Source organism: Mycobacterium sp. NGS33 (genome assembly GCF_059812885.1).
Genome location: NZ_JCALDN010000011.1, coordinates 24,972 through 39,858, shown reverse-complemented (window position 1 = coordinate 39,858; position 14,887 = coordinate 24,972). Strand labels below are relative to the sequence as shown.

The following is a 14,887-nucleotide window of genomic DNA, read 5'->3' as shown; positions in this document are numbered from 1 at the left end:
CTTTCTAGGGGCGGGCGATCATCGACGTCGACGCTTCGGCGAGCAAGTCACGATCCTGGTTGTGGTACACCGTGTTCCAGGTGACGAGAACGAATCTGCCCGAGCGGCCTTGCTTTTCGGCTATCGAGGAGATGGTGCGGACCATTTCGACCTCGTCGCGGTGGTAGGCGGGCAGGTGAAAGGTGAAGCTCTCGCCGCCGGCCATCCGCTTGGGCGCGCGCGGGAACGCCAGGCCGCCGGAGACCGCGCCGGACGAGCCGTCGGGACGCAGCGATCCCAGCGGGGATACGCCGAGGACGGCGTACTGCAGGAACAGCGGGGGGCAGACGATGTCGCGATATCCGTTGGCCCTGGCGTAATCCGGGTCGAAGTACAGCGGGTTGTGGTCACCGACCGCCGCCGCCCACCGCTGCCAGTCGCGCCGGTTCACCTCGCCGCTCGCCGACGCGGCGACGGTGCCCACCCGCGCCGCCGATTCCGCATCGATCAAACTGTCCTCGCTCAAAGGCGCTCCCCTTCGTCGTCCATGCTCTGCTCAAGCCAGGCCGCGGCGACGTCGGCCCCGCCGCCGAATGTCGAACCCAGCCGCGCCCGCTCGCTCCACAGATGCAGGTCGGTCTCGGTGACATAGCCCATGCCGCCGTGCAATTGGTGCGCGTCGAGCGTGATCAGCCGGGCCGCGGTCGCCGCGTGCATGCGCGCGATGGCCGTCTCCCTGCTGGCGACGCGCCCCCGCCCCAGCCAGAACACCGCCGCGTGCGCCGCCAATCGCGCCGCCGCCAGCGCGATGTGCATGTTGGCCACCAGATGCTGGGCGGCCTGAAACGACGCGATGGGCCGGCCGAATTGATGACGCAACTTGGTGTAGTCGACGGTGCGGTCCAGCACCGCCTGTCCGACGCCCACCAGGTCCAGTGATCCCAGCGCCACGGCCGTGTTGGCCACCCGGCGCAGGGCCGCTGCGGTGATCCCGTCGAGCGCCGCGTCGGCCGTCGCGTTGTCGAAGCACACGGTGAAAGCCCGGATGCCACCGGCCATCTCGAGCGGTTCGAGGCCGACGCCACCGGCGCGGACGTCGACGAGGAAGACGAGCGTGCGCCCGGCCGCCGTGGCGGAGACCACCAGGAGATCGGCGACGTCGGCATCGAGGACGTAGTCCGCGGTTCCGTGCAGCCGCCACCGCCCCGCGTCGGGATCGGCGCGCAGCACCGGGGTGACGACGGCGGCATCGCGGGCGTTGTGCAGGGCGGTGCTGGCCCGCACGCTCCCCGACGCCAGCGCCGGCAGCCAGCGGCCCTTGAGCTCCGGGGAGCCGAGCTGATCGACGGCCAGCGCGGCGAGAACGCTGCTGTGCACCGTCGTCGGGCACAGCGCGCGGCCGGCCTCGGTGTAGAAGACGGCGAGGTCGTCGAGGCGGCCGCCGGCCCCGCCGTACTCCTCGGCGATGGCGAGGCCGAAGACGCCCGCGTCGGCCAGCGCCTTCCACAACGCCGGCGTGCCGCGGTCGGCGCCGGGTTCGGCGAGCGCGCGCACCAGGGTGGTCGGATTCTCGGCGGCCAGCAGCGCGCGCAGCGCCGCGGCGAACTCGCGCTGTTCGGCGGTGGGGATGATCTTCATCGGTGCCGTGCGGGGGCCGGGGTCAGCGTCCATAGGAGGGCATCGCGTGCCCGCGCTGGGCGATGATGTCGCGCAGCACCTCGTTGGTGCCGCCGCCGAAGCGCATCAGCGGGGCGGCCCGGTAGAGCCGCTCGAATGTGCCGGCCAGCGGGGCCTGTTCGCTGCGATGCGCCAGCAGGCCGTCCGGACCGAGGAGGTCGAGCGCCAGGCCGGCGATGCGCTGGCGCAGCTCGCTGGTGAACACCTTCTCGACGCTGACCTCGACGGTGGGGATGACACCGCTGTCCAGGATCGACGCCGCCTCGTAGCCCATCAGCGTGGCGACCGCGACGTCGGCCTCCGCCTGCACCAGGCGGCGGCGAAGCGACGGATCGTCGGCCGGCACGGTCCCGTCGCGTCGTGGCCGGCGCGCCAGCCCGCGCAACTCCTCGACGGCGCGGCGCAGGTCGCCGGCGTTGGTCAGCGCACCGCGTTCGAGATCGAGCGCACCGGTGATGTAGGTCCAGCCTCGATCGACCTCGCCGACAAGGTTGCCGGCCGGCACCCGAACGTCACGGAATCCCACCTCGTTGGTGCGATACCCCGACCACGCATACAGCGGCCGAATTTCCACACCCGGGCTGTCGATCGGCACGATGATGACCGAGATGCCCCGATGCCGGACGCCGCCGGGATCGGTGCGGACGCACAGCCATTCGTGCGTCGCGCGCTGAGCGCCGCTGTTCCAGATCTTGGTTCCGTTGATCACCCATTCGTCGCCGTCACGGGTGGCGCTGGTCCGCAGGCTGGCCAGGTCGGTCCCCGCCTCGGGCTCGGAATACCCGACGGCGCAGATCATTTCGCCCCTGGCGATCAGGGGCAGCCATTCGGTCTTGTTGCGCTCAGTGCCGTGCCGCATGATCATCGGCGCCACCGACGTCACCGTCAGATCCGGGCCGGGCACGCCCCAGTATTCGAATTCGCTCATCAGCAGGTGCAGGTGCATCGCGCCGAGCCCCAGACCGCCGTACTCGCGCGGCCAGTTCAGCCCGAACCAGCCCCTCTCGCCGATCTTGCGGCGGAACCGGGCCACCTCGCCCTGGGGATATTCCAGGTCGTGCTCGGCGAGCTCGGCCCGCAGTTCCGGGGTGACGTTCTCGCGCAGAAATTCGCGAATCTCGCTGAGCCAGGCCCGCTGCCCAGCGTCGAGTTCGAAATCCATTCCGGCGCCTATGCCTTTCTGCCGGCCTTACACGGGGCAGCGCCAGCGTAACGCCACGGCGAGAATGCGCCCGGGATTTCGCGGTGGCGTTACGCCCGTCGGGCACCGAGGGGTCGCGCGCCCCGGCTGTAAACGCGCTGTCAAACTCCCGTTAAAACACGGCCGCGCTCTCGCGGATACGCCAACGGGCTGGGAGGATTTTCAGATCGGCTGGTCGACGCGGACCAGGCTCGCCGCCCAGTTCCGGCCCGAGGGAGAAGTCATGCCCACTGTTGAGATGCGCCTTCGCGAAGACCTGAGAAACTACGCCGTCGAATTGCGGCAACTCGCGTACACGCTGCCGCTGGGCGTGGGCGAGCACGGTCTGCTGCAACTGTCCGACCGCATGCGCGCCGCGGCCGACCAGATGGTCCGCAAGGGCGCCTGACCGGCCCGCGGGCGCTCAGCCGCCCCGCAGCCGGATCTTCCAGCGCACGAACCCCAGGTACACGGCGCTAATCACGAACAGCATGCCGACGTCGAACCACCACGTCGCCGGGGTGTGCCGCCAGTGCGAATCCTTCGGGGTCAGCGGGCCGGGCACCAGCTTGGTCAGGTCGGCGGTCGACGCCGACGCCGCGAATCCCCACCGCGCCGGGGTGGCCCACGACATCTGGTCGAGCCCGACGCGCGCGGTGACCGGAATCATCCCGCCGGAGAACACCAGCTGCGACATGACCGCCACCACCAGCAGCGGCATGATCTGCTCGTTGGACTTGGCGACCGCCGACAGGGCCAGCCCCAGCATCGCGGACGCGACGCACGTCAGCGCGACGTCGGCGAACAGCTCCAGGCCGGGCTTGCCCAGCGCCACCGCCCCCTGGGTCGGGGCGCCCTTGCCGAGGACCGCGATGACGCTGACGATCGCCGACTGGACGACCGCGAAGACGGTGTACACGCAGACCTTGGCCAGCAGGTACGCCGACGTGGACAGCCCGACCGCCTGCTCGCGCAGGAAGATGGCGCGCTCACCGATGAGGTCGCGGATGGTCAGGGCGGTCCCCATGAACACCGCGCCGACGTTGAGCAGCACCAGGATCTGGCCGGGTTCGTTGGGCGCGGCGCCCATCGGGTTAGGGATGCCGAACCCGACATCGCCGGGCACCGACATGGACAACGACCCCATGATGAACGGCAGCAGCGCGAGGAAGACGAAATAGCCGCGGTCGGAGACGATCAGCCGCATCTGGCGGCGCGCGATCGTGGAGAACTGCCGAACCAGGCTGGTGTGCGCGGGGTCGCCGAGTTCGGCGGGTTTCTCCGCGGGCGGCGGGGCGGGCGGCGGGCCCGTCCGGGCCAGGTAGCGCGCGCGGGACCCGTCCGGGTCGTTGGCGACGGTGCTGAAGATGTCGGCCCAGTTGGTGGTGCCCATCGCGGCGCCGATCTGGCTGGGCGGCCCGCAGAACGCCGTCTTGCCGCCGGGGGCGAGCAGCAACACCTGGTCGCAGACGTCCAGGTAGGTCAGGGAATGGGTGACCACCAGCACCACACGACCGGCGTCGGCCAGCTGCCGCAGCATGGTCATCACCTGCCGGTCCAGCGCCGGGTCCAGGCCGGAGGTCGGCTCGTCGAGGATCAGCAGCGACGGCCCGGTGAGCAACTCCAGCGCCACCGACGCCCGCTTGCGCTGGCCGCCGGAGAGCTTGTCCACCCGGGTGTGCAGGTGCTGGGTCATCTCGAGCTCTTCGAGCACCCGGGCCACCACCTGGGCGCGGTCGTCCTTCGTGGTGTCCGGGGGCAGCCGCAATTCGGCGGCGTACATCAGCGCCTGCTGCACGGTCAGCTGGCCGTGCACCACGTCGTCCTGGGGCACCATCCCGATCCTGCTGCGCAACGAGGCGTATTCGGCGTGGATGTTGTGACCCTCGAACGACACGGCCCCCGTGGTCGGGTGCGTGTACCCGGCGACCAAGCGGGCGAAGGTGGACTTGCCGGCGCCGGAGGGCCCGATGATCGCGGTCAGCGTGCCGGGCAGCGCGGTCAGCGAGATGTTGTCGAGCAGCGTCTTGTTGTTCTCGATCGTCCAGGTCACGCCGCGCACGTCGAGGCCGCCGCCGCGGGTTGCGGTCGCGGCCTGGTCGCGGCGGGCCAGGTTGCCGCCGTGAAAGACCAGGTCGATGTTGCCGATCGTGACGACGTCGCCGTCGCGCAGCACGGCCGAGTCGACCCGGACGCCGTTGACGAAGGTGCCGTTGATGCTGCGGTTGTCCTGGATCTCGGTGCCGGAGGGCGTCGGGATCAGGGTGGCGTGGTGGCGCGAGGCCAGGACCTCGGGGATGACGATGTCGTTGTCGTTGGCGCGCCCGATCTTGATCGCGCCGGGGACGTCCGGCCCGGCCCGGCCCGGCCGCAGGATTTTCATCATCGACGTCGCGAGGATCGACGAGTCGCCGCCGATGCGGCCCGTCGGGGGCACCGCCGGCTGCGCGGTGGTCGGCGGCGCGGAGTGCATCGACGGCGACCGGTAGATCTGCGGTGCGGGCTGGGAGCCACTCGGCGGGGCGCTCGGCAGGCCGCTGGTCGGGTAGCGCGCTTGCGGCGCCGAGGGGTGACTCGGGGTGGGTCCGCTGACCGGCTGGCTCGGCTGCGCGGCCGTGGGCGGATGGACGGGGTGGCGGAACGAGGCGGACGCCGGCTGCTGGGGATGGCCGGGGCCCTGCGCGTCGAGCGGTTGGCTCTGCGACGCCCGCGCCGGCGGTTCGCTGGGGTAGGTGACGATCGGTATCGACGTGGTCAGGGGCGGCCGCCCGGCCGAACCCTGATGGCGGCCGACCTCGAAGGTCAGCGCCGGGCCGTCCGGATTGCCGACGTTGACCCGCAGGCCGTCCTGGATGTCGACGCCCGGGACGCGGCGGTTGTGCACATAAAGCCCGTTGAGGCTGCCGTTGTCGATGACGACCCATCGGCCCTGGTCAAATCGCACGATGAGGTGGGTGCGGGAGATCAGTGGGTGCGCGACCCGGACGTCGGCGCGGAGGTCCCGCCCGATCACGACATCGTTGCCTGGCGCGAAGGTGCGCTCGGCTCCGTCGTACCGCACGGTCAGCGCAGGCGGGGCTGGTGGGCTCATCGAGACCAACTGTAACGGCAGCGGCGCAACTTATCCGCCTGGTTCACCGCCGGGCACCTTTCGCACGCGCCGCCGGCGGGCAAGCCCGCGCCGAAACCGTGCGAACCCGCCGAGGCGGACGGCGGCGAACGAGTGGCGAACCGGCCTGCGGGGCAAGTACTTTCGCTGTCTTCAACCCGCAACCGCGGCGTTGCGCAGGCCCCGTACGCTCGGGGCCTTGCTGCGCGCGGCGGTGACATCCTTGACGAAATCACCGATGTACTTCAGGGCCCGCCTGCCCTCGGGCAAGACGTCGGCCGCTATCGGGAAGTCGTGAATCTGGCCGTCCCACAAATGCAGATCGCAGTGGATCCCGCTGGCTTCCAGGCGTTTCGCCATCAATTCGGCGTCGGCGACCAACAGCTCGTCGGAGCTGGCGTGAATGGTGACCGGCGGCATCGAGGACAGGTCGGCGTCCACCGGCGAGGCCACCGTGGCATCACCGCGGCCCTCCAAAACCTGTGCCTTGCTGAGGTATTGAGCGAACATCGAGAATGCGCGGCGGGTGAACATGGAGCACTTGCGGGCGTTGCGGTGCTTGAGCTTTCGCACGGGGTCCGCATCGGTGAACGGCGAGATGGTCGCCACGCCGGCCGGCTCCATGATGTCGTCGCTGATCGCCAGCAGGGTGGTCATGAACGCCAGATAGCCGCCGGCCGAGTCGCCCGCGACGACGATCTGGTCGCCGTCGAAACCGCGATCCTGAAGCCACCGAAGGCCGTTGATCCCGTCGTCGATGGCATCGGTGATCTGGTGGGCGGGCAGTTTCCGGTAGGCAACGGTCAGCACCGCGGCATCGGCCGCTTTCGACAGGCGGGCCACCATCGAGCGATGGGTGTTGAGGCCGCAGGTGAGGAAGGCGCCACCGTGCAGATACAGGATGGCCCGCTCCCCCGATACGCCGGGCGCGCGGACCCATTCCGCGGCGCAGTGCTCCAGTCGCACCGGCTCGATTGTCGCGTCGGACCCGACACGCGGGACCAGGCCCGCGACGCCGTCGACGAATTCGAACGGCCAGCGGAGGTTGGGCGTCAGCGCCCACGCGCGGACGGTGTTCTTGACGATCAGGCGGCTGGCGAGCCCGACTGCGACCGATTGCGGGCTGTGGCGATGGTGGACGCGCCGCGTGATCGCCACGCTCGGCAATATGCGGGCCGGTTCGGTTGCACTCACCATTGGGCTTCAACCTCCTAAGTGGAAGGCGGGTACCCGCCGCAGCGCGAGGTTAATGGGAAACGAACGGAAGACAATTGTCGGGTACGTCACGTTTGCTGCGCGACGAGATGGGTACCACTGGTCTAACTCTTTCGCGGTCCTTGCGCGGGCTCGATCCGGGCGGACCGGCTGTTGGCCAGCCCATCGCATGCCCGAAGATATGAGCGATGACACACGCGAAGCGCCCCGTTCCGTTGCTGGCCGGCAGGGTGGCGGTCGTGACGGGCGGCGCGGGCGGTATCGGCGCGGCGACCGCGCGGCTGTTCGCCGAACACGACGCGGAGGTGGTCATCGCCGACATCGACGCCGACCTGGCCGCCGCGACGGCCGCCTCGATCACCGAATCCGCCGGGTCCGCCCTGGCGGTCGCCACCGACGTCCGTGACCCCCATCAGGTCGCCCGCTTGGCCCGGGCGGTCCTCGACCGGTTCGGCCGGGTCGATGTGCTGGTCAACAACGTGGGCCACTGGCTGCGGCACCCCGGAAGCTTCGCCGACACCGACCCCGGGCTGTGGAACGACCTCTACCGCATCAACCTGCACCACGTTTTCCTCGTCACCCACGCGTTCCTGCCGACCATGGTTGAGCGGCGCGCCGGTGCGATCGTGAACGTCTCGTCGGTCGAGGGGCTGCGGGGCTATCCGGAGGATCCGGTCTATGCCGCTTTCAAGGCCGCCGTCATCGCGTTCACCCGCAGCCTCGCCGTCCAGGTAGGCAACGACGGGGTGCGGGTCAACGCGATCGCACCCGATGTCACCGAATCCCTGCAAGTGCCCTGCTCCCAATGGCTTTCGGCCGAGGAGCAGGCGCAGTGGCCGCAGTGGGTCCCGGTCGGGCGGATGGGCGTGCCCGAGGATCAGGCCCGGGCGATCCTGTTCCTGGCCTCGGACCTGTCCGGGTTCGTCACCGGTCACACCATCCCCACCGACGGGGGCACCGGCGCGGCCGGCGGATGGTTCCGCTCGGCGCGCCGCCCCGACCGCCAGTGGACCAATCGGCCCATCGCCCCCTGATCGGGGCCGGCGCCGGTCAGGCGTAGCCCAGCGCGGCGTTCTCCGCGCGGATCCGCACGTTCAGCACCGCGGCGTTGGCCGCGCTGAACACGACCGCGGTCAGCCACGCGGAATGCACCAGCGGGACCGCGGCGACCTCGGCGGCGACCGCGGCGTAGTTGGGGTGGCGCATCCAGCGGTACGGTCCCCGCCGGACCAACGGCGCGTCCGGGATGACGATCAGCCTCGGATTCCAGCGCCTGCCCAGCACGGTGACGCAGCGCCACCGCACGGCCGTGCTGAGCGCGACGACGGCCAGCATCGGCCAGCCCAGCCACCAGATGAACGGCCGCCCGAGGCTCCAGGTCTCGACGACGCACGACATCAGCAGCAGCGCATGCATGCTGACCATCGCCGGGTAGTGATCGCGGCCGAACTCCTTGCCGCCGTTCGACATTGACCATCGGGCGTTGCGCCGGGCGACCACCAACTCGGCCAGCCGCTCGGCTGCGATCGCGAGGACCAACAGGTAGTAGTACATCTCGATGCCCCCCGTCACCACTGCAGCAGGAGTAGCTCGAAGCAGAACCCCGGCCCCATCGCCAGCATCACCCCGAACGCGCCGTCGGACGGCGGCGCGGCGACCGTGCGGCGCAGCACGTCCAGCACGGAGACCGACGACACGTTTCCGTTCTCGCGCATCGAGTTTCGGCTGTGCGCCAGTGCCTCCGCCGGCAGGCCGACCGCCCCCTCGATCGATTCGAGGACCTTCGGACCGCCGGGATGACAGACCCACGCCGAGATGTCGGCGACGGTCAGCCCGTGGCCGGCCAGAAACGCGTCGACCTCGGCGCGCAGGTGGTCGTCGGCCATTTTCGGGACCTCGCGCGACATCACCAGCTGGAACCCGCTCGAACCGACGTTCCAACCCATCACGTCAACGGAATCGGGGACGACGCTGCTGCGGGTCGCCAGGATGCGCGGGCCGCTGGCGCTGTCCGCCAGGGGAATTCGGTCTCCACCGGAAACGACGGCCGCGGCGGCGCCATCGCCGAACAACGAGACGCCGATGAGGGCGGGGATCGAGGTGTCGTCGCGCTGCAGCGTGAGCGAGCACAGTTCGACAGAGAGCAGCACCGCCACGTGGCCGGGGTAGCCGCGCAGGTAGTCATGCACGCGCGCCATGCCCGCGGCGCCAGCCACGCAGCCGAGCCCGAACAGGGGGACGCGTTTGACGTCGGGCCGCAGCCCGATTCGCGTCATCAGTCGTGCGTCGATGGTGGGCACGGCGATTCCGGTGCTGGAGACCACCACGATGGTGTCGACCTCGTGGGCGGCCACGCCGGCGGCCTCCAGCGCCGAATTGATCGCCCGCTCACCGAGGTCGACGGCCACCTCGAGGTACACGTCGTTGGCCTCGGTAAAACCGCTCAGCCGCGGATACCGCGACAGCGGCAGCGCGAGGCTGCGCTGGTCGACACCGGCGGACTGGGCGAAGCGCACGAATCCCGGATCGGTGAATTCGGTGAGTTCGCGCGCGACCTCGTCCTGGTTGTAGCGGTGCGCCGTGAAAGCCACCGCGGTACCGGCGATCCGGGGAGCGCCGCATCCTCGGCCCGCGGCCCGAGGCGGGAAGGGGGAATACGTTATTGCAGTCATGCCTATCCGGACGACGGCCACCCCGTAAAAGGTTCATCGGATCGGCGCCGGGGTGAGATGAACCACAACGGGACATCGCCCGTTAATCAGCAGACCAATCAGGTTGGCGCGGGCGAGAATCGCGCTTGATCATCGATGATCGTGACAGGAATGCCGTTGAGCACGCCGTTGCCGGAGGGCTCGTCGATGAAGGTCGGCGGGGAGAGCACGTTGGTGTTCGCGCCGGGTGAGTTGTTGGCCACCGACATCCGGGTGCCCGGCTTGCCGTGCCCCCAGCCGTGGGGCATCGACACGACCCCGGGCTTGATGGAGTCCGTGACCTCCACGGGCACCTTGATCTCGCCGGCCTCCGATTTCACCGTCACGACGTCGCCGTCGGCGATGCCGCACCGGGCCGCGTCGTCGGGATGGATCAGCAACGTGCACCGGTCTTTTCCCTTCATCAGCGCGGGTACGTTGTGCAGCCAGGTGTTGTTCGATCGCAGGTGCCGGCGGCTCACCAGGACGAGCGGTTCGGCGGGCCGCTCCATGCGTGCGGCCAGCCGCGGCAGGTCGTCGAGCAGGTATTGCGGGGCGAGCCGGACCTTCTTGTCCGAGGTGGCCAGGAGGTCGGGCAGCTGCGGCACCATGGGGCCGAAATCGATCCCGTTCGGGTTGGCCTTGAGCATGTCCAGCGTGAGACCGCCCGGGTTCTTGCCGTACTGGTCGCCGAACGGCCCTGTCCGCAAGGTGAGGTCGAGCATTCGCTCGGGTCCACCGTGGTCGTAGAGCGTGCGGATCTCGGCCCCCTCGAGTCCGCGGGTGAAGGCCAGGTAGTCGAAGAAGCCGTCGTCGATCGCCGCGACGTCCACGTCCTCGGCCGGGGTGCCGGTGCACAGGCCGGTCAGCCGGATCAGGATTTCCCATTCGTGCGGGCGATCGCCCGGATCGAACACCGGGGCCGAATAATTCACGATGCTGCGGATGGCGAAGAGCAGGATCAGATCGTCGTGGTGCGGTTGCTCGAGCGGGGACAGCCCGGGCAGGATCACGTCGGCGTGCCGCGTCGTCTCGTTGAGCCAAAGATCAACGGAGATCATCGCTTCCAGCATCGGCAGCACTTCGTCGAGCTTGTCACCGGCCGGGGTGGACAACACCGGATTGCCCGCCACCGTGATCAGCGCCTTGAGCTGCCCATCGCCCGGTGTGGCGATCTCCTCGGCCATGCATGACACCGGCGCCTGACCGAGCACCTCCTTGGCGCCGCGCACCCGGGTGTGCCAGCGACCGAATTCCGGTGCGCCGTCCTCCAACCCGGGCAGCGGCGCGGTGGTGATGGACCAGGCGGCCGGGGTGGGAAACATCGCCCCGCCTGGGGTATCGAAGTGACCGGTCAGGATGTTGATGACGTCCACCAGCCAGCTGGCAAGGCTGCCGAACTCCTGATTGCACAGGCCGATTCGGCCGTACACCACCGATCTCTCGGTGCCGGCGAGTTCGCGGGCCAGCCGTCGGATGCGGTCTTCATCTATGCCCGTGACGGCGCTGACCCGCTCCGGTGGCCAGTCCGCGACGGCGGCCCGCATGGTGTCGACACCGTCGACATGTGGCCCCGGGTTGGTCAGGCCTTCGTCGAAGAGGGTGTGCGCGACGGCCAGCAACAGCGCCGCGTCGGTTCCCGGCACGATGGGAAGCCACTCGTCGGCGCGCGCGGCGGTCAGGGTGCGCACCGGGTCGATCACGATGACCTTGCCGCGCTTGCGGATACCGTCGATCAGGCCCATCACGTTGGGCGCGGCCAACAGTGAACCCTGCGAGGCGGCCGGGTTGGCGCCCATGATCACCAGCAGGTCGGTGCGTTCGATGTCGGGCACCGGGAAGTTCCACCACAGGCCGTACATCAGGTGCGAGGACAGGTTCTTCGGCCACTGGTCGACCGTTCCCGGCGAATACGTGACGGGCATGCCGGACATCCCCATCAGCACGCCGGCATAGCGGGCCAGCGAGAACGAGTGCGCCAGCGGATTGCCGGTGTAGGCGGTGACCGCGCCGATGCCGTACTTCTCGATCACAGGGGTCAGCAGCTCGGTGCAACGGCGAAACGCCGCGTCCCAACTGACTTCCTGCCACTGGCCGTCAACCTTGATCATCGGCGCTCGGATGCGGTCCGGATCGTCGTGCAGGGCCGCAAGCGAGGTGCCCTTCGGGCACAGATGTCCGCGGCTCCACACATCGTCACGGTTGCCGCGGATGCCGGTGACGCGGCCGTCCTCGACATGAATTTCCAAGCCGCACATGGCCTCACACAACGGACACGTGCGCAGGTGGACGCCGTCCTCGCCGGGTTTCATCCACCCACTGTATTCCGCTACCGCGAGTCGCGGAAGTGGGGAATATCGGGGCCCGGCCACGCGTGCGACCGGGCCCCTCGAGTACCGCTACTGCTCGGCTTTTTGCCGCGCCTCGTTGATATCGGCGGCCTTGCGGGCGCTCTCGGCTTCGGCCTCTTTCTGGGCCGCCTCGCGCTGCGCGTCGGCCTTGTCCTGCTGGGCCCGGCCTTCGCGCATCAGGTCGTCGCGCCCGGCGACGGCGCCTGCGACTTCCTTGACCTTGCCCTTGACGCCCTCGACGATGCCCTCGATCGCTTCCTCGGGGCCACTCTTGTCCGACATGCGTTCTCCCTCCATGGCGTGCACGCGCCCGTGTCGTGCGGTCGCCCCCTTTATTGCCCAACCGCGAGATTCTCGAAACGTCGGCGGCGGGTAGCCTTCGCCACAGCCCGCACCGGTGGCTCAAAGCCGTTGCGACCCGGTGTTATTGGCCATACCGGCCCGCCTCGCTGCGGCGCGCCCGCCCGACGGGCCTAGGCTGTTCACCCGAAACGGTCGGCGGGCGAGGAGTCGAGACGGTGGAGATGTGGGAACTGGTCGCCCGCGAGCGAATACGCGACGTCCTGGCGCGCTACAACTGGTCCGGCGACGCCGGCCGGCTCGACGATCTGGCGGCGACGTTCTGCCGCGACGGGGTCCTCGAGATCCGGGGTCTCGAGCCCTTGCACGGGCGGGCGGAGATCGCGACCTTTCTGGGCGGTGTCAGCGGACGGATCGCCGTCGACGCCGACGTCAAACCAATTGTGCGCCATAACGTCGCGAACGTGTTGTTCACCGAGGTGACACCCGACCGGGCCCGGGTCGACTCCTATTTCACCGTGGTCACCCACATCGGTCTGAACCACTACGGCCGGTACCGTGACATCCTGGTTCCCGAGGGTGGCGACTGGCTGATCCAGCACCGCAAAGTCTCGACCGACTGGGCGGCGCCCGACTCCGCGATGGCCCGCCAGCCGTAGGAGGCGGAGCTCGCCGGCGCTGCGAAACCTGTTGTCCGCCAGGCGGTTTTACGCCGCGGGCGGTGGGCGAAAGGGGTCGGCCATGGGACAGCCGCCGGCCGCGGCGAGCGTCCGCGGCGTGGCGATTTCGTTAAATGTCTTGACGAATGTTTGCCAAAAGCCCCTCAACGGCTACAGATAGAAGTCACACACCAAAAGACTGCGGTCTTCCGATCGTGTGCGCTCGAGGAGCCCCGCGACGACTGCGGGTCATGTGACCAGCGGTCATGGCCGCACAAACGAGACGAGCAATAAATGCAACGACTCAGCGGATTGGACGCGTTCTTTCTGCATCTGGAATCGCCGACGCAGCCTTTGAATGTTTGCTGCGTGATGGAATTGGATCCCGCGACGATGCCGGGGGGCTACTCCTTCGACCGCTTCCGCGCGGCGCTGTCCGCACAGCTCGATGCCGTGCCCGAATTCCGCCTCAAGCTGGCCGACAACGAACTCAACTTCGACCATCCGGTGTGGGTCGACGACGACCGGTTCGACCTCGCTCGCCACCTGCACCGGGTGGCCCTGCCCTCGCCGGGGGGCCCCAGAGAATTAGCGGACATCTGCGGTCACGTCGCGGGACTGCCGCTCGATCGCGACCGGCCGCTGTGGGAGATGTGGGTGATCGAGGGCCTGCACGGCACCGACGCCCTGTCCGTGGTCCTCAAGGTCCACCACGCGGTGGTCGACGGCGTGGGCGGTGCCCACCTGCTCGCGCAGCTGTGCAGCGGCGTGCCGGACGCGCCCCCACCCGAACCGGCCGAGCGCGCCGCCGCGGCGAATCCGCTCCAGATCGCCGCGAGCGGGCTGATCGGGGCGGCGTTGCGGCCGTGGCGGCTGGCCAGGGTCCTGCCGGCCACGGCGCTCACCGTGGCGGAGACGGTGCTGCGCGCCGGCGGCGGGGGCAAGACGATGGCGGCCCCGTTCGCGGCGCCGCCGACGGCGTTCAACGGGGCGTTCACCCGGCGCCGCAACATCGCGCTGACCAGCATGGACCTCGAGGACGTCAAAGCCGTCAAACGCCGGTTCGGGGTGACGGTCAACGACGTCGTGACCGCGCTGTGCGCCGGGGCGTTACGGCAGTACTTCCAGGACCGCCACGCGCTGCCCGACGTCCCCCTGGTCGCGAGCGTGCCGGTGTCGGTCCGCGGTAAGTCCACCCGCACGGGCCGCAACCAGATGACCTGGATGCTGTGCCGCCTGGAAACCCACATCGACGACCCCGTGCAACGGCTGGCGAGCATCGCCGCCGGAAATGCCGCCGCGAAGGACCACTCCGCGGCGCTGGGCCCGACCCTGCTACACGACTGGACGCAACTGGCCGGGCAGACCGTGTTCGGCGCCGCCCGAAGGCTGCTGCCGCGCCTCCCCCTGCCCGAGAACCCGCCGCACAACCTGGTGATGTCGAACGTCGCCGGCCCGCAGGAACAGCTCTACTTCCTGGGCTGCCGGCTCGACGCGATGTATCCGCTCGGCCCAATCATCGCCGGCGCCGCGCTGAACATCACGGTGATGTCGCTGGGCGGCCGGCTGGGCATCGGCATCATCTCCTGCCCGGACCTGGTTCCGGACCTCTGGGATCTCGCCGATGCGTTCCCCGCCGCGCTCAAGGAGCTGCTGAATTGCGGCGACCCGGGGGATCGCCCGGGCTGATCCGCCCGGTCAGCGGAACCCCGTCCATCCTCGCCGGC

Annotated in this window: 13 protein-coding genes; 4 read left to right on the top strand and 9 right to left on the bottom strand. The window is 69.5% G+C overall.

The genetic code is table 11. From position 1 onward, the window contains the following. Positions 1–4: 4 nt before the first annotated feature. From AC5Y5B_RS17540 to AC5Y5B_RS17530, 3 genes are read right to left on the bottom strand one after another with little or no spacing between them, the layout of a single operon-like run. Complete coding sequence (locus tag AC5Y5B_RS17540; RefSeq protein ID WP_500006025.1) at positions 5–505, bottom strand: MaoC family dehydratase; 501 nt, start codon at positions 503–505, stop codon at positions 5–7. Then, on the bottom strand, positions 502–1,617 hold the full coding sequence (locus tag AC5Y5B_RS17535; RefSeq protein WP_500006050.1) for an acyl-CoA dehydrogenase family protein: 1,116 nt from the start codon (positions 1,615–1,617) through the stop codon (positions 502–504). The genes AC5Y5B_RS17540 and AC5Y5B_RS17535 overlap by 4 nt, the downstream gene beginning before the upstream one ends. A 22-nt stretch (positions 1,618–1,639) precedes the next feature. Continuing rightward, entirely contained in the window at positions 1,640–2,818 is a 1,179-nt protein-coding gene (locus AC5Y5B_RS17530; RefSeq protein ID WP_500006024.1) for an acyl-CoA dehydrogenase family protein, read from the bottom strand. Between the two features lie 262 nt (positions 2,819–3,080). Here AC5Y5B_RS17530 and AC5Y5B_RS17525 point away from each other — a divergent pair, with 262 nt between their 5' ends. Beyond that, positions 3,081–3,245 (top strand): hypothetical protein, encoded by a 165-nt coding sequence (locus AC5Y5B_RS17525; RefSeq protein ID WP_165821806.1) that lies wholly within the window; start codon positions 3,081–3,083, stop codon positions 3,243–3,245. Positions 3,246–3,260: 15 nt separating this feature from the next. Here the strand turns inward: AC5Y5B_RS17525 and AC5Y5B_RS17520 are convergent, their stop codons facing one another. Next, positions 3,261–5,927 carry an ATP-binding cassette domain-containing protein gene (locus AC5Y5B_RS17520; RefSeq protein WP_500006023.1) on the bottom strand — a complete coding sequence of 889 codons (2,667 nt, stop codon included), beginning with the start codon at positions 5,925–5,927 and terminating at the stop codon, positions 3,261–3,263. A 171-nt stretch (positions 5,928–6,098) separates the two neighbouring features. After that, positions 6,099–7,103 (bottom strand): alpha/beta hydrolase, encoded by a 1,005-nt coding sequence (locus tag AC5Y5B_RS17515; protein ID WP_500006022.1) that lies wholly within the window; start codon positions 7,101–7,103, stop codon positions 6,099–6,101. 245 nt (positions 7,104–7,348) lie between these two features. On the opposite strand from AC5Y5B_RS17515, the gene AC5Y5B_RS17510 reads away from it, so the two are divergent. Beyond that, positions 7,349–8,194 carry an SDR family NAD(P)-dependent oxidoreductase gene (locus AC5Y5B_RS17510; RefSeq protein ID WP_500006021.1) on the top strand — a complete coding sequence of 282 codons (846 nt, stop codon included), beginning with the start codon at positions 7,349–7,351 and terminating at the stop codon, positions 8,192–8,194. Positions 8,195–8,210: 16 nt separating this feature from the next. Here the strand turns inward: AC5Y5B_RS17510 and AC5Y5B_RS17505 are convergent, their stop codons facing one another. From AC5Y5B_RS17505 to mbp1, 4 genes are all read right to left on the bottom strand, one after another. Next, on the bottom strand, positions 8,211–8,714 hold the full coding sequence (locus AC5Y5B_RS17505; protein WP_500006049.1) for an isoprenylcysteine carboxyl methyltransferase family protein: 504 nt from the start codon (positions 8,712–8,714) through the stop codon (positions 8,211–8,213). A 14-nt stretch (positions 8,715–8,728) separates the two neighbouring features. Beyond that, positions 8,729–9,751, bottom strand: a complete 1,023-nt coding sequence (locus AC5Y5B_RS17500) for a type III polyketide synthase (protein ID WP_500006020.1) — start codon at positions 9,749–9,751, stop codon at positions 8,729–8,731. 179 nt (positions 9,752–9,930) lie between these two features. Continuing rightward, positions 9,931–12,162, bottom strand: coding sequence for a molybdopterin-dependent oxidoreductase (locus AC5Y5B_RS17495; RefSeq protein ID WP_500006019.1), 2,232 nt, complete (start codon positions 12,160–12,162; stop codon positions 9,931–9,933). Between the two features lie 87 nt (positions 12,163–12,249). Beyond that, positions 12,250–12,483, bottom strand: a complete 234-nt coding sequence (gene mbp1 / locus AC5Y5B_RS17490) for a microaggregate-binding protein 1 (RefSeq protein ID WP_112633330.1) — start codon at positions 12,481–12,483, stop codon at positions 12,250–12,252. A 236-nt stretch (positions 12,484–12,719) separates the two neighbouring features. On the opposite strand from mbp1, the gene AC5Y5B_RS17485 reads away from it, so the two are divergent. Continuing rightward, positions 12,720–13,160, top strand: a complete 441-nt coding sequence (locus AC5Y5B_RS17485) for a nuclear transport factor 2 family protein (RefSeq protein WP_500006018.1) — start codon at positions 12,720–12,722, stop codon at positions 13,158–13,160. A 294-nt stretch (positions 13,161–13,454) separates the two neighbouring features. Next, a complete protein-coding gene (locus AC5Y5B_RS17480; RefSeq protein ID WP_500006017.1) occupies positions 13,455–14,849 on the top strand; it encodes a WS/DGAT/MGAT family O-acyltransferase in 1,395 nt (464 codons plus the stop codon). Positions 14,850–14,887 lie beyond the last annotated feature (38 nt).

What these genes read in the sequence shown, in the direction of transcription:
- AC5Y5B_RS17480 (WP_500006017.1), top strand. Translation starts at nt 13,455, where the DNA reads ATGCAACGACTCAGCGGATTGGACGCGTTCTTTCTGCATCTGGAATCG.
- AC5Y5B_RS17495 (WP_500006019.1), bottom strand. Translation starts at nt 12,162, where the DNA reads ATGAAACCCGGCGAGGACGGCGTCCACCTGCGCACGTGTCCGTTGTGT.
- AC5Y5B_RS17535 (WP_500006050.1), bottom strand. Translation starts at nt 1,617, where the DNA reads ATGAAGATCATCCCCACCGCCGAACAGCGCGAGTTCGCCGCGGCGCTG.
- AC5Y5B_RS17525 (WP_165821806.1), top strand. Translation starts at nt 3,081, where the DNA reads ATGCCCACTGTTGAGATGCGCCTTCGCGAAGACCTGAGAAACTACGCC.
- mbp1 (WP_112633330.1), bottom strand. Translation starts at nt 12,483, where the DNA reads ATGTCGGACAAGAGTGGCCCCGAGGAAGCGATCGAGGGCATCGTCGAG.
- AC5Y5B_RS17510 (WP_500006021.1), top strand. Translation starts at nt 7,349, where the DNA reads ATGACACACGCGAAGCGCCCCGTTCCGTTGCTGGCCGGCAGGGTGGCG.
- AC5Y5B_RS17505 (WP_500006049.1), bottom strand. Translation starts at nt 8,714, where the DNA reads ATGTACTACTACCTGTTGGTCCTCGCGATCGCAGCCGAGCGGCTGGCC.
- AC5Y5B_RS17530 (WP_500006024.1), bottom strand. Translation starts at nt 2,818, where the DNA reads ATGGATTTCGAACTCGACGCTGGGCAGCGGGCCTGGCTCAGCGAGATT.
- AC5Y5B_RS17520 (WP_500006023.1), bottom strand. Translation starts at nt 5,927, where the DNA reads ATGAGCCCACCAGCCCCGCCTGCGCTGACCGTGCGGTACGACGGAGCC.